The following is a 14,357-nucleotide window of genomic DNA, read 5'->3' on the forward strand; positions in this document are numbered from 1 at the left end:
TATTTTGATAAAAAACTTATTAGCCAATATCTTATAACAAAATTACGCTTTTTCCATGCGCCGCTGACGACGGCGCAATGCATCATTAAATCGGCGTTTGGCTACTTCTGTGCTTGGTTCAAGCGGCGGCACTTCTGCAGAGTTGCCTTGCTCATCAACCGCTACCATAGTGAAAAAGCAAGAGTGAGTATGGCGTACAGTTTGCTCTTTAAGATTCTTAGCAACCACTTTAATGCCAATTTCCATTGAAGTTCGGCCGGTGTAATTAACCGAAGCTAAAAAAGTAACAAACTCACCAATCTCTACCGGGTTTTTGAACAATACTTGGTCTACCGATAGCGTTACTGCGTAGTTCCCACAATATTGAATAGCGGTGGTGTAAGCTACTTCATCCAATTTTTTTAACATGGCTCCACCATGCATCTTACCGGAGAAATTGGCCATCTCAGGGGTGACCAATATATTCATTTCTGTTTGTGACTTGTCCATGTGGGGCCTAATTGAGTAACTACAACAAGCGGCTCTCGCCACTTTACAAATAAACCGACCTTAATCAGTTTTTAAACCGTATTTATCAAGCAAAGAATACAAGGTTGGGCGAGTAACACCAAGCAGACCAGCGGTATTAGAAATATTACCATTGCTTAGCGCTAAGGCCTTATTAATTGCTTGCTTCTCAGCAGCTTCGCGCACATGGCGAAGATTTAGCGCCAGTTTAACTTGCTCTTCATCGCCAATCGGCAAGGCCAAGTCATCGGCAGTAATCTGCTTATTGTCGGCCATGATAACTGCCGACTTCACCTTATTTTGCAGCTCGCGAATATTGCCTGGCCAACGGTGATTGCTTAAAGCTGTAATAGCGTCATCACTAAAGTTATTAATGTTACGCTGCATTTGCTTGTTATAGTTTTGCAAGAAAGCACGCGCTAACAACACCACATCTTCACCGCGGTCACGAAGCGGCGGGATATTAATGGTGATCTCACTGATTCGGTAAAATAAATCTTCACGAAACTCTTTTTGCTCAACCATGTTTTGCAAGTTTTGGTGGGTTGCACAAACAATTTTCACATCCACGGCGATCTCTTTACGTCCGCCTACTCGCTCGACCACTTTCTCTTGCAAGAAGCGAAGAATCTTAGCTTGTAACGGATACGGCATATCGCCGATTTCATCTAAGAATAAGGTACCGCCATTGGCACATTCAATCTTACCTTCGGTGGTTTTATGTGCCCCAGTAAATGCGCCTTTTTCAAAACCAAATAGCTCGCTTTCAAGCAAGTTTTCTGGAATAGAGGCACAGTTAATGGCGATAAAAGGTTTATCTTTACGTGGGCTTTGTTGGTGAATAGCGCGAGCAAGCACTTCTTTACCCGTACCACTTTCACCTAACAACAGTGTGGTTACCTCGGTAGGGGCAATGCGCTCCACCATACGGCAGACTTTTTGAACTTGCGGAGAGTTCCCCAAAAAGCCGTTGTTATCTAACGATGCACCCTTCAGAGTCTCGTTTTCTAACTCTATATTGGCAACCCAGAAGGCTCTAGCGATAATTACCGACATGGTGTCATCATCAATCGGCTTTTGATAAAAGTCATGTGCCCCCATGGCGATAGCGCTTAGGGCATTTTCTTTATCTTCGTTACCGGTAATAACAATAACTTTAAGCTTTGGGTTTAACTCCAGCATTTCTTTTAGCGTTGCCAAGCCTTCACTGGCATTAGCCTCATCTGGCGGTAAACCCAAATCTAAAGTCACCACTTTAGGCTCATAACGACGTAGAGCAGTGATGGCTTCCTTTCTATCACCAGCAATAATGACTTCGTAGTCACTAAAGCTCCACTTTAACTGTTTTTGAATACCTGGGTCGTCTTCAACAACCAGTAACGTTTCCATGTTATTTCTTCCATCAGCTTTGCTGGCGCATTAGGCCAGCTAAATTTTGTGAATGGGCAAGTACAACTTAAATAAGCTACCCTCGCCAACATTACTCGTAACTTGTATATGCCCACCAAGTTCTTCGACAAATCGCTTCGCGTCATAGGCGCCTACACCCATGCCAGCATTGCCCTTGGTAGTATCAAACGGCTTAAATAAGCGTGTATCAATAAATTCTACGCTCATTCCTTCGCCGTTGTCTTGTATTTCTATTAAACACTCATTGGCTTGCTTGCCAGCGCGTATACTGATCAAGCCGTCTTCTGCCGTAGCATCTTGCGCATTTTGCACTAGATGCGAAACCACATTTACAAAGCGCTCTTGGTCACCCACCAGTTCAAAGTTCTCACTTAAGGTGAACGCTAACTGCGGAATAGGCTTACTAATGGAACGCGATTGGGCAACCTGCTCAAGTGCCGCTTTTAGCTGAAAAGGAGCAACTACCGTATCAACTCGTTGTTTCTTGCTAAGGTGTGCTACAACTTTAGCCAAACGATTGGCTGCAGAGTCTACCGTTTCAAACGCGTCATCAATAAATTCAGGGTTATGTTTATGCTTAACCGCATTTTTCGACATCAGCTGCAATTGTGCCAAAACATTTTTAAGATCATGCACCAGATAAGCAGACATGCGATTAAAGGTATCAAACTGTTGGCTTTCGGCCAACGCCAAGTTAGAACGGTGCAAGTTAAGAAATACCGCCAGTTGGCGACTAATCGCGCGCATCAAATCTCGGTCTTCCCAATTTACACTATGGATAGCAGAGGGCGCAGACAGCAAAATCACCCCTTTAAAGCCAGCACTGGTGCTCATCGGAATGACATAACAAAACTTTGTAATTTGCTGTAACTGGTTAGTCGAGACTTGAAAAGGCACCACACTGGTATCTTCTTTCAGCTCTTCAATATCGACAATCCATTGGTGCTCAATGGCTTGCCCAGCCAAGTGGTCTAAACATAACTGAGCCTGAGAGTCATCATCTCGAATGTTATAAGTGGCTTTAACCACATACCGGCCGTTTTCTACGATAGCCAAGCCAGCATACTGACAATCGAAAGGCTGGTTAATTGCCTTAAGTGCAATGCTATAGGGCGAAACGCCATCTTCTTCAAGCACCGCTGCAAACTTCATCCACTCTTCACGGTATTCATATTTATTGGCGAAAAAGTGTTTGGTGATTTGTACTTTTAAACGCTTACGTAAGCGTTCAGATAAAAACAAGCTGACTAGAATTAACGCGCTTAAGGCAAAGAAGCCATTTTGCGCCATGCTACCCCAGTCACCACCAGCATACCTGATGTAATAACCGACTAAAGCCATTACCAGTAAATAACCGCCGGCCACCAATAACAGAGTACTGTGGTAAATGACATCACGTGATACATAGATTTTGGTCGACCAACGCTTGATCCTGCGCGCACTTAATAACACCAGCGGCGCAGCTAAAATGGCCACAAATCCACGTAGGCTCCAAAAATCAAAAGAGATCCCTGAAGTAATTAAGGCGTTGGCATACAGCGCAAAGTCGAAAGCAAACATGCCGCCCAAACCAAGGCACATAGGTTTAATGGTAGGGCGAGCACTAACATCAATGCGTCGATATAACTGCTCTATTAACCACAGACCAATAACGGTTTGTGATAACTGCGTTACCAACCAAAACTGATTTAACTGCAGGCCAGCCAAAGCAGTGCTTAACTGTAGACATGCGATAAATATCAGGCCAAGTAGCAAACCTTTTTTACGCCAAGGGCCGCGAACAAAATTACTAAGCTCGAAACGTGGAGCTATGGTGGCATAAAGCAATAAGAACCACAGTGCATTACGAAGGCTCTCGATACCAAACAAATAGCCAAGGGGAAGGGCTATCCACATCTGAGCAACCCCAGCGCTAGCCCAAAGCAGCGTGAAAAACACCACCAAGCTCAATGCTTGGCGCTGGAAGCCGCTTTGTTTAGTGGTGAGCAACAGTAAACTGAATAGCAGGTACACCACCGCTGCAATGCTGTAGCCTAATAAACCAACAATAATACTCAAACGTGACCTTCCATTTCCAAGCTAGGCTTTGTGACAGCGGGTAATGAGAAATACTTAGCTATTTTCGCTTAACTCGACGATTTCTTTGCGCTTCTTCTCAATCATTTTATCTAGATAGCGAATGATTTTAATTTTTCGCAACACGACTTCTTCTAGATAGCTAGACACATCTAGTAGTTTTGCTTTTAACTGACTATCACTAATAGCAGCATTACCAATACTGGCATTAACACCGGTACCGTCTTCATATTGACGCCCCAACACCGCATCAATATCCGAGACACCTTGCTGCTCTGGCGTACCTTGTAAAGAACCAGAAAGCTCACCGCCCATCTCTTCAATAACTGCAGCTACGTCTGCTTGGCTAATCGCGTGTAAGTCTTCCAAAAACGCATATAAAAACAGTCGGTCAGCAAAGATATTAATCTTTCGTGGAATACCTTTAGTAAAGTCAGCAATTTGCTGGAAAATATCATCATCTAACTTAGGGTTTTCATTCCAACCCACCTGCTTGAGGCGGTGCAATATATAACCTTGGGTTTGCTCTGCGTCCAAAGGTTTTAGGTGACAAGAGGCTATAATCCGTTGCCTAAACTGCTCCATTTCTGGCAGTTCGATAATCGGTTTTAGCTCTTCCTGCCCAAGTAAGAAACTTTGAAAAAGAGGTTTATCGTTGAGTTGAAAGTTAGACAACATTCGCAGTTCTTCAACGGTTTCTGCTGGCAAATTCTGAGCTTCATCAACCACTAATAATGCGCGTTTGCCTTGCTTATTTAAAGTAAGCAAATATTGTTCAAATCGCTTTAGAATATCGGCCTTATTCAAGCCTTCGACATCAATACTAAATTGGGCTGCAACTAAGCGAACTAGTTCGTCGGGGTTAAGTTTAGTTGTCGCAATTTGAGCAGCCACAATTGAGTCGTCCACAGAGGCTAATAAGCTTCTGGCGATAGTGGTTTTTCCGGTACCAATTGGCCCCGTTACAACAATAAAACCTTCACCTTGAGATAAGCCATAACGCAGATAAGACACCGCGCGATCGTGGTGAGGGCTAGCAAAAAAAAACTTAGGGTCGGGGCTAAGCTTAAATGGTTTATCACTTAAGCCAAAAAATGATTCATACATACTTAAAACTGCTTAGTCGCGTTAATCGATACTCGGTTTTCGTCATAGGTTCTGCCCACTATATTGGAGCTACGATGAGTAAATTGGTAGCGATAAGTGAGGAAGAACCCTTCGATGAGGTCTTGATTTAGTGACAGATCATAGCGACTGTACTTATCCACTTGGTCGATGCCATTGAGGCGGTCAAATGTGTAGTGGTCGTAATCAAATGCAAAGGCAATGACCAGCTTACGACTTAACTTATGGTCTAAGCTAATTCCGCCACCATAAGTTGTGTCCTTGACAAAATCCGTTACATCACGCAAACCTTCACGGGTTTGATGGCGTAACTCAAAATCGAGCCCTGAGCGGCGAAGGTCTAAGCCTGTATTCCATCTAAAGGTTTTATCAAGCTTTTGCTCTTCTACACTGTCACCTTCAACAAAGAAACGGCGATCGAAGCTTGTGGGCTCTTCAATGTAGCTAATGTCGGTACTAATACGGCGCTTTTGGTGGAAGAAGGTAAATTCATAGGCATCACCATAAAAACGCTTACTATATTCAAAGAACAATTTGGTGCGGCGATTCGGCTCGAGATTAACCGCAGCGCCCACATAATCTTCGTTTTTATCTTTATCTAGAGAAAAGTTATAGCTCAGTTCGAAGTAACTTAAACGAGAGCGAAAGTAACGAACTGCTGGTCCCCAGCTTTCTGACTCTCCCACCTTTTCCGATGAGCTAACACCTTGCAAGTAACTCTCAGCATAGTAGCGAATAAAGGGGCTGAAGCCAGAACGTTGCTGCAAACCCAATTCACCTTTATATTTAATATTTTCAGTTTCTGAAGAGTTCCCCCGCGCTTCACGGCGAATGTAGCTAGAATCAATTAACCAAAATACTGAATTTACTTTTTGGCCATTTTTAAACAGCAGTGATGCATCATAGTCGTTGTTATTGCCACGGTCGTCTTCATAACGATACAAGCTACTGGCAACTCGAGCGTTTAGATCTACCCATTTACGGGGGTTTGATTGATAGTTTAAACCAAGGCCTAACTCACTGCCTTGAATCAAGTCTCCAGAAATCACATCGGTAATAGCATTGCTACTTACTTCAGCAGGCAGAATATCAACAGATGCAACAGCATCGACACTAAAGCCAGATTTTCCCAATTTTTTATCACCAGTAAAATCTAGCTCGTGATAAAGCTTATTTTTTTCGGAATCGTAAGAGTGATAGGTTTGCCTTGCCCGATAATCGAGGGAGAGTTCACCGTCTTTACCAATAACTTCAGTGACAATGCCCGCTGATAACACACCAATTTCACCAGACTCTGGCGCTTCCTCAGTAAGACCTGCATTATCGGTATAAACTAGCTCCGCACCGATTTCTGGGCGAAACTCTACCTCTGCGGCATTAACCGAGCTTGATATCCCAACAGCAATAGCAAGCGCAACAACTGCTCTAGGCGCTGCGTTCTTCCTCATAACCATAGCCATATCCGTAGCCATATCCGTAAGTCCCTGTTTTGCCGTGTACTGCTTTATTCAATACATATCCGATCGCCAGCTCATCGCTAAATTGCGATACAGCAGATCTAATCGCAGCGAGCTTGGTTCCATCTTGTTCAACTACCACCACCGCTTGCCCAATGAAGTTAGACAATACCACCGTTTCGTTTACCCCAAGTACCGGTGGGCTGTCGAACAATACGACGCGGTCGGAATAACGGCTATTTAGCTCTTCAGTAAGAGAGCGCATTTTATCACTGGCCAACAACTCATTGCTCAAGTGATGTGGCATGCCCGCCGGCATAATTCTTAAATTAGGTATATTGGTGTGATAGATAACATCAGCAATGTCGTCTGTTTCACCTAGTAGATACTCCATCAAGCCCATGTGTTGACCAATACCCAAGGTTTTACTCACAGTTGGCTTTAACACGTCAGAATCAATTAACAGTACTGTTTTATCCTTTTCCAAGGCTAAGCTCAGCGCTAAATTAATTGAAGTGAATGTTTTACCTTCCCCAGGGTTAGCACTAGTAACCATGATCAAGTTACTTTTATTTTTCGGTATTAAACCTGGCTCAAATGCATTTTTAATCAGCTTACGCTTAATGCTTCGGTACTCATCACTGAGCATTCTGGTTTCGCGAGAGCGAATATCTGACAGCATGCCTAAACGTTTTAACACTGCGGAGTCTATTTGCAATACCGGCTTTTCACGCTTTTCTGTCGAGGGCTCACTACTAGCCGCGGCTTGGTTTGACTCAGCAGCTTCAGGCTGTTCACTACCCTCTTGCTTGGCTTGGGCTTGTTTAGCAAGCTTGCCCATTGCTTTTTCTATGGTACTCATAGCAATCCACCTAAACCGGTAATAATTTTACTGTGTAAGTTTGGCAATAGGTTGATCACCATAAAGCCAACAAAGCCACATAGTAAAACCGCGTTAGACAATACAAACACTCGCATCTTACGTTTTTCTACTTTCAACAAACCAGAGCTTTCTGTGGCAGATACCACTCCTAGAACAGGATAACCAGTTTGCTGGTATAATTGCTGGATACTTGAAACCACTGGGTTCACTTGGCTAAAGGCCAACGACAAACCAACCCCAACAGCTAGGGCAAAAATCAGTACTCCGGCAATAAGAAGAGGACGTTTTGGGCCAGAAGGTTCAATGGGAACCCTTGGAGCATCAATAACCCTAAACTTAATGTCGTCAGTAGTTTTGCCGGCACTTTGTGAAATAAGCGCGCTCTCTCTGCGCGATAACAAGTCTTCGTACTTAGACTTGGTAATCTCATAGTTACGGTTAAGCCCAGTAAGCTTTGCTTCTACGTCAGGCACCTGGCGTAGCTGCTCCTCTAAGTTATCGACTTTCTCTTTGTGTCTCTGCTCGCGAACTTTAAGCGAAGCCACATCGTTTTCTATCTGACTAACGGTAATCTTGAGATCTTGATATATCACCGACTCCGAAGCGAGAGCTGCTGGCGTTTTTGCAGTAGTTAAGGCATTTTCCTTTTGCTTTTGCAAAGAAGCTAATTGACGCTGCACTTCCACCACATCAGGATGGCGCTCGGTATAGCGCAACAACAAGTCGTCTAAGCGCGTTTGCATTGCCAAAATACGATCATCGAACTCAGTGCGAACACGTGCGGTTTGTTGGGAGGCCAATACCTCTTCACTAGCCAATTGCGCTCTGGCTGAGACCAACTTGGTTTCGGCTTCACTAAGTTGTAAGCGAGTCTCTTCTAACTGCTTTTTAACGTTCTCGAGATTACTGTAGTAAGTAGATTCTTTACCAGGCAAAAAGGCTGTGTATTCCTGCTTGAAAGAAGCTAGGCGTTTTTCCGCTTCAATCAGGCGCGTCTCATACTCTTCAATCTGTTGATTAATAAATGAGTTGGCGGTATCAGTATCTTGGCGCTTTTCACCGAGAGTATTCTCTACAAATACGTCCAATGCCGCTTGCACTACATCACGAACGTACTGTGGTGAGTCGGCTTCAAAACTAATGGTATAGAGGTTTTCTCGACGAGTTTTGTCTATCTCGATGGTTTCTTTTAGGCTATCTAGCAAAGCGTCATATTCAGTGCTGTTATTCACCCTAACGTCAGCATCACTAGCCCGAGCAATTTTTTCCAGATTGCTACGACTTAGCAAAGTTTTAACCATCATCGCTAACTCTTGACTAGGGTCAGTCTGGATGGCTAAACCTTTAAGTAGAGGCTGCAATAATGAGCGAGTATCTGCGTAAACCCGAGCCTCGGCAGTGTATTGATTTGGCATCAATGTCACAGCTATCCAGCCAATAGGGCAAATAATCCACAGTGCGATTAAAATATAACGGCGCTTTAACCATACCCCTCGCAGGTATTGCAGAAAGTCCTCAATTAAATCTTGCATTTATACGACTACTCCGACTAAAACCATGCTTCTGGGATAATAATAATATCACCAGGAAGAACGTCTACATTGGCTTCAATCTCACCGTCTTGAATCAATTTACCAACAAGTACTTTATATGAACGCTGCTCACCGCTAACCACCCGAACTAAGCGGGCGTTATCGCCATCAGCGTATTCAGTTAGGCCACCTACCTGAATCATCACATCCAGCAGCGTCATATCTTCGCGATAGTTAATTGCTTGAGGCTCGAAAGCTTCACCAATTACTCTAACCTGCTCGCTAAATGGTCCAATAAAGCCTTCAACAGTAACAGTTACAATCGGGTCACGAATAAACTCCGCTAATTCTGATTCAATCAGGCGGGCTAATTCAGTTGGTGTTTTACCCGATACCTCTAAGTCTTCAACTAGTGAGGTAGACACCATGCCGTCTGGACGCACAATGAAGGTGCCCGATATTTCAGGGTTACGCCATACAAAGATGTTGAGTTCATCACCTGGGCCGATCAAATATTTGTAATCAGCTGGGTTAGCAGTAAGCGACGGATGAACCGACGCGCCAGGTAAAGTAGGTAGGTTGTTCGAGCAAGCGGTTAGGAAAAGCCCTATCGCCATAAACGAGAGCAATTTAATTACTACTTGGTTGAGTTTTTTCATAGCACTGTCCATTTCGCTGAGAGTCCATCAAAATAACATTGATTGAGGTGGTCCTTTTTTCCATGATAGTGTGCGAGCGCGCATGTTGTAAATCTCTTGAGCTAAATAGTTTTAATATATCGACATTTATCTACTGGCTGTTGGAAATGTAAAGTGCAGGTAACAAACTTAGGTTTAACTAGCTGGGCACAAGTAACACCGATTTTTTGTGGCTCTGCGTTTAAATCTCGGTATACTGATTAGTCTTAAAACTATATTTAATATCTTGTTTCAAGGAAGAAGCGTGGCTGGTTCGAAATTTCATAATCTAGATCCCGGTAGTAGAGCGATCATTCTTGCCGAATTTTTGGTGCTCATCGGGGTTTTTGTCATTGGTGTTGAACTTCTCCGCTTTAGCGGCTTTGAAGGCATCCCCGCCTATGGTGAAGGAATACTGTTATTACACTGTTTGGCATTTACCTTCCCAATACAACTGTCAATATTGTCAGTTGGCTTATATAACCAAAAGATTCGTGAAACCTTTCGGGGAGTTATTCGCCGTTTATTAGTAAGTATTGCCTTAGGTTATTTCATATCTTCGGTTATTTATGTACTTACGCCTTTAGATGTTCTTCCTGGTAATTTCCGCGAGCTGCTTTACGCCGCAGTCATGATGGGCTTAACCACTATTCGTTACTTTGCGCTTAAAATGCAATATGAGCATATGGGCCGCAAACGAATTTTGGTACTAGGAGCCGGTGAACGCGCCAGTATTATTGAAAAACGCATGCGCCGTAAATCTGACCGTGTAAGCTTTGAAATGGCCGGCTTTATTCGTATGCCTGGTGATTCTGATGACGGTATTCAACGCGAAACTATTCTCGAGCTTGACCAGCCCTTAGAGTCGTTTGTACTGGCCAACGGCGTAGAAGAAATAGTGATTGCAGCCGATGAGCGGCGCGCCAACTTGCCGGTAGATAGTTTATTTTTATGTAAACTGCGTGGCGTTGAAATCACCGATATTATCGACTTCATCGAGCGCGAATCAGGGCAAATTGCAGTAAACCTTATTTATCCTTCATGGGTTATTTACAGCAATGGTTTCCACTCTACCAACTATCTACGTAGCTCTTTAGATTGGGTATGTAACACCTTCTTAGGCCTAATTGTTTTGTTCCTCACTTGGCCATTGATGTTAATTACCGTCATCATGATTAAGTTAGAGGAAGGCATTCGAGCCCCCGTGCTCTACTCGCAAGAACGCATTGGTTTAAACGGTCAACCATTTAACATTTACAAGTTCCGTAGTATGCGCACTGATGCTGAAAAAGATGGGGCTAAATGGGCGCAAAAAGAAGACCCTCGGGTAACCAAAGTGGGTAACTTTATTCGTAAATACCGCGTCGATGAGCTGCCGCAAATTTATAACGTATTGGTGGGCGATATGGGTTTTGTTGGGCCTCGTCCTGAGCGCCCTGCCTTTGTGAAAGAGTTGGTATTATCAATTCCTTATTACAACCAGCGCCACAACGTTAAACCAGGTTTAACTGGCTGGGCTCAGCTTAAGTACCCTTATGGAAGCACTGAAGCGGATGCACTTGAGAAGCTAAAGTTTGACCTTTACTACATCAAGCACCGAAGCTTCCTGCTCGACCTTTTGATATTAGTGCGTACCGCAGAGATTATTTTGTTCGGAAAAGGGCGTTAATCTTTGGTAGCAACAGAGTCAAGCAACAAACTAAACAACAGCGGCTTACTTCAAGCCGCTGTTGTTCTTGGTACTACCGCCTTAATTGCCTTGCTCTTTTGGCCGGTAGTATTAGATATTTGGCGCTATAGCTTTGATGATGGCACCTACTCGCATGCATTCTTGATCCCAATTGTTGCTCTGTATGTGCTTTACGATTGCCGTCAACAACTGCAGTTTCGTCAAGGTGCTAGCTTGTGGTTGGTATTGTTAATTGCCAGTCTAGCCATAGAGTTGCTGCTTTACTTAAGCCAAATTAGCTTGCCCGTTAGAGCGCTGTTACCCTTTGTTTTGCTATTTAGCTTATTGAGTATCTTCAAACACCACAAAAGCCTTTACGTTTATGCCTTAGTACTCCTGTTTGCCACTCCGATTTGGGGCATTTTATCGCCACCTTTACAGAGCTTATCTACCGCCGTTGTAGAGATGGTTATGGCCTATACCCATGTTCCTAGTTTCTTTGAAGGAAATGTAGTGTCAATTCCTTCTGGGCAATTCGAAATAGCTAACGGCTGTAGTGGCTTACGCTACTTTATTACCTCTTTGTTTCTGTGTTTGTTATATATCTATTTCAATATTCGCAGTGTTAAAAATGCTTTAATCTTTTTTGCTATTTGCATGTTTGGCGCGTTAATCGTTAACTGGGTTCGGATCATCACAATCATTTTGATTGGCCATGAAACGCAGATGCAAAGCGAAATAATTTATGACCATAATAACCTTGGCTGGTATTTATATATCCCATACTTGTTATTAGCTTTTTACGTTGGTGGGAAGCTGTCCAGCGAGTTAGTAGCTCAAACTAAAGTAGAGCAAATAGAAGGCCCTTCAGTTCGCGGTTTAGCCTTTGTAACTTTGGCGCTATTGATTTTTTCACCAAGCCTAATTGATTGGCCAGTATGGGATGCCAATAAATTAAACACCGAAGATACTAGAGCAACAACCAGTTACCACCCGGCCCTTCAGGTAGCTCAGTACCAATCTGTTGAGCAACAAAGCCTTAGTGTTAATCAAGTAGAGCTCAATCATTGGGTGTTTTTGTTTAGTGGCTTAGGCTTAGACAACAAAGCCTCATTTTACTTAAATGAAGTAGTACCTGAGAATCTGCGAATTGATAGCTCAGAGACAGAACAAGCAATTAACTTCGTTTACTTCCGCTCTGCAGCCAACCGCCCTGGCGTGTTAGCTTATAGCTATGCAGGCGCTAAAGGCATGGTATCAAATCGTTCTGCTCTGCGAGCTCAACGTTTTAGCGAGATACTCTCAGGGCAACGCCAAAGCGCAATTGTGGCCGCTTCTGCCTTGTGTGTCGACAACGACTGTCGTGAAGCCAAACAGGCGCTCTCGATGCAATTACTTAAATACCAAGACACCCAATTATTGTTTCAACAACCAGGTTAACGAGCCATTGCTGGCAAACCACCAGTTAAACTTTCTAAGAGGTTTTAGCGACCAGTTGGGATTACTCATGGCTTTTTTCCCTTTCTTATCCATTGTGCCCTCACAAGTGTTCAGCAATTCTTGAGCAAGCAGCTCTAGCAAGAACTCATCTTGTTGACGCTGTCGTTTTAGATACACCCCTTTGTAAACCATACCGGCTACATCGCAAGCATGTTGTCGCTCGGTCCATGAGTTTCTATCTTGAAAAATAGACTGCTTAAAAAACACCAAGTAATCCGGTATGTACAAAGTTTTACCTTTGTACTCTACTGTATATAAACCGTGATGTAGCAGCATGTCAGAAAAGTCGATAATCAAATCCGCTGCTCTTTGATCATCAGTCATCCAAAAGTAACGCCACAGCTGTTCTACCACCAATGCCGACATCCACGGAGAACAGACCATGTCTTTACTGTTTTTATTAGAATGGGCTTTCAAACTGTGCTTTATACAACCACCTTGCCCCGGAGCGCTCACCCATAAGTCCTCGCGGATACCTTCAAGTAGCTGTTCTACCCGCTTAGAGGACTGCTCATCGCTATGTAACTCCCATTGGTTTAACGCCAAACTTAAAGCAACTGACAGATGACGTTCTGTCCAAAAGCCTAATTGAGTTGAATAGCGGGCTGGCCAAGCCAGTCCTTTTTGAGTCATTTTTTCAATAGCCAGCTTGGTCGATCGATGTGGATAGAAAAGGTAGTCAATTAGCAGACCACCACTTAACATGTATTTGAGATCGGCCGAGCCTTTTAGTGCAAAATCACCATTGTCATCGAGCTGACTCATAAAAAACTGTGCTTGCTGGTGAGCTGTTTTCTTCCAACGTGGGTCTGCGGTCTTAAAATACAGCTGATAGAAGGTGAATGGTCGGTCATACAACCAGGGCGCTGCACTGTTAGTGGGTAATGTGGTTTTCTTGGCGGGATCTTTAGGTTTACTCACCTGCTCAATAATAGCTTCATCGGCACTGTAAGCCGCGTAACGCCAATAGGCATTGTCTAACCAACCCCAATCAATATTATTAGCGTTGTAAATTAGCGGGGAATACAGCGCCTTATTGAGCCAAGTTTCTGGGTAGTGCAGCTCTGCTAGCTGAGCTTCTTCAAAGCTTAGGGCTTGGTCCGGCTTCGCCAAACCTTCTCCCCAACTGAGCTCTACACTGCCTTGTTCCAAACCTTCAACTTTAAACAATACACCTCGATAGAATGCAGTGCTTTTAAGTTTTGGCCAAAGTAAATGGGCATGAGCGGTAAACTTAAGGCTTACCCCCTGCTGCTTCAGAGTAAAGCCCTGTTGTTCTGAGACGGTAAAATTAGGAAATGGAATAACGATGTAATGGAACTTATTCGTGCTGGGGAGAGTTTTAACATTTAGCTCAACACTTGCTTTTGCCACATTGCTAACAGCAGCCACCAAAATCAGTAAACAAACAACTAACGGCCGCCAGACTATGCCTGAAGCATTAATAGCAAATCCTTGCATATTCCATATCCTCTATGTGAAAAGGCGTTTACAATTGCTTATTCAGTTAAGTGCAAATGT

The 14,357-nt window shown here is 43.6% G+C and carries 11 protein-coding genes; 2 read left to right on the forward strand and 9 right to left on the reverse strand.

Annotated features, from left to right (window positions below):
• Nucleotides 1–42: 42 nt before the first annotated feature.
• From ACYFDN_RS10665 to ACYFDN_RS10700, 8 genes are read right to left on the reverse strand one after another with little or no spacing between them, the layout of a single operon-like run.
• The gene (locus ACYFDN_RS10665) at nt 43–489 is read right to left on the reverse strand and encodes an acyl-CoA thioesterase (protein WP_152785912.1); all 447 of its coding nucleotides are present in this window, start codon (nt 487–489) and stop codon (nt 43–45) included.
• Nucleotides 490–549: 60 nt separating this feature from the next.
• Nucleotides 550–1,896 (reverse strand): PEP-CTERM-box response regulator transcription factor, encoded by a 1,347-nt coding sequence (gene prsR / locus ACYFDN_RS10670; protein WP_016403557.1) that lies wholly within the window; start codon nt 1,894–1,896, stop codon nt 550–552.
• Between the two features lie 39 nt (nt 1,897–1,935).
• Nucleotides 1,936–3,975, reverse strand: coding sequence for an XrtA/PEP-CTERM system histidine kinase PrsK (prsK, locus tag ACYFDN_RS10675; RefSeq protein WP_483511065.1), 2,040 nt, complete (start codon nt 3,973–3,975; stop codon nt 1,936–1,938).
• 54 nt (nt 3,976–4,029) lie between these two features.
• Nucleotides 4,030–5,100, reverse strand: coding sequence for an XrtA/PEP-CTERM system-associated ATPase (locus ACYFDN_RS10680; RefSeq protein ID WP_406610365.1), 1,071 nt, complete (start codon nt 5,098–5,100; stop codon nt 4,030–4,032).
• 2 nt (nt 5,101–5,102) lie between these two features.
• On the reverse strand, nt 5,103–6,590 hold the full coding sequence (locus ACYFDN_RS10685) for a TIGR03016 family PEP-CTERM system-associated outer membrane protein (protein ID WP_483511067.1): 1,488 nt from the start codon (nt 6,588–6,590) through the stop codon (nt 5,103–5,105).
• Nucleotides 6,544–7,437, reverse strand: a complete 894-nt coding sequence (locus ACYFDN_RS10690; protein ID WP_406610363.1) for an XrtA-associated tyrosine autokinase — start codon at nt 7,435–7,437, stop codon at nt 6,544–6,546. The genes ACYFDN_RS10685 and ACYFDN_RS10690 overlap by 47 nt, the downstream gene beginning before the upstream one ends.
• Nucleotides 7,434–8,990 carry an XrtA system polysaccharide chain length determinant gene (locus ACYFDN_RS10695; RefSeq protein ID WP_016404017.1) on the reverse strand — a complete coding sequence of 519 codons (1,557 nt, stop codon included), beginning with the start codon at nt 8,988–8,990 and terminating at the stop codon, nt 7,434–7,436. The genes ACYFDN_RS10690 and ACYFDN_RS10695 overlap by 4 nt, the downstream gene beginning before the upstream one ends.
• 17 nt (nt 8,991–9,007) lie before the next feature.
• Nucleotides 9,008–9,649: an XrtA/PEP-CTERM system exopolysaccharide export protein gene (locus ACYFDN_RS10700; RefSeq protein ID WP_194164229.1), complete on the reverse strand. Its 642-nt coding sequence runs from the start codon at nt 9,647–9,649 to the stop codon at nt 9,008–9,010.
• A 283-nt stretch (nt 9,650–9,932) separates the two neighbouring features.
• Between ACYFDN_RS10700 and ACYFDN_RS10705 the strand changes: the two genes are divergently transcribed.
• A complete protein-coding gene (locus ACYFDN_RS10705; protein WP_016404019.1) occupies nt 9,933–11,336 on the forward strand; it encodes a TIGR03013 family XrtA/PEP-CTERM system glycosyltransferase in 1,404 nt (467 codons plus the stop codon).
• Between the two features lie 3 nt (nt 11,337–11,339).
• Nucleotides 11,340–12,776, forward strand: coding sequence for an exosortase (xrt, locus tag ACYFDN_RS10710; RefSeq protein ID WP_483511068.1), 1,437 nt, complete (start codon nt 11,340–11,342; stop codon nt 12,774–12,776).
• Here xrt and ACYFDN_RS10715 read toward each other — a convergent pair.
• Nucleotides 12,753–14,297, reverse strand: coding sequence for a hypothetical protein (locus tag ACYFDN_RS10715; RefSeq protein WP_483511070.1), 1,545 nt, complete (start codon nt 14,295–14,297; stop codon nt 12,753–12,755). The genes xrt and ACYFDN_RS10715 overlap by 24 nt on opposite strands.
• Nucleotides 14,298–14,357: the final 60 nt, after the last annotated feature.

It is taken from the genome of Agarivorans sp. D1326, assembly GCF_056958115.1.

Bases quoted from the DNA above. Each gene is read 5' to 3' on its own strand.
- ACYFDN_RS10665 (WP_152785912.1), bottom strand. From the start codon at position 489: ATGGACAAGTCACAAACAGAAATGAATATATTGGTCACCCCTGAGATG.
- prsR (WP_016403557.1), bottom strand. From the start codon at position 1,896: ATGGAAACGTTACTGGTTGTTGAAGACGACCCAGGTATTCAAAAACAG.
- ACYFDN_RS10680 (WP_406610365.1), bottom strand. From the start codon at position 5,100: ATGTATGAATCATTTTTTGGCTTAAGTGATAAACCATTTAAGCTTAGC.
- ACYFDN_RS10685 (WP_483511067.1), bottom strand. From the start codon at position 6,590: ATGGCTACGGATATGGCTATGGTTATGAGGAAGAACGCAGCGCCTAGA.
- ACYFDN_RS10690 (WP_406610363.1), bottom strand. From the start codon at position 7,437: ATGAGTACCATAGAAAAAGCAATGGGCAAGCTTGCTAAACAAGCCCAA.
- ACYFDN_RS10695 (WP_016404017.1), bottom strand. From the start codon at position 8,990: ATGCAAGATTTAATTGAGGACTTTCTGCAATACCTGCGAGGGGTATGG.
- ACYFDN_RS10700 (WP_194164229.1), bottom strand. From the start codon at position 9,649: ATGAAAAAACTCAACCAAGTAGTAATTAAATTGCTCTCGTTTATGGCG.
- ACYFDN_RS10715 (WP_483511070.1), bottom strand. From the start codon at position 14,297: ATGCAAGGATTTGCTATTAATGCTTCAGGCATAGTCTGGCGGCCGTTA.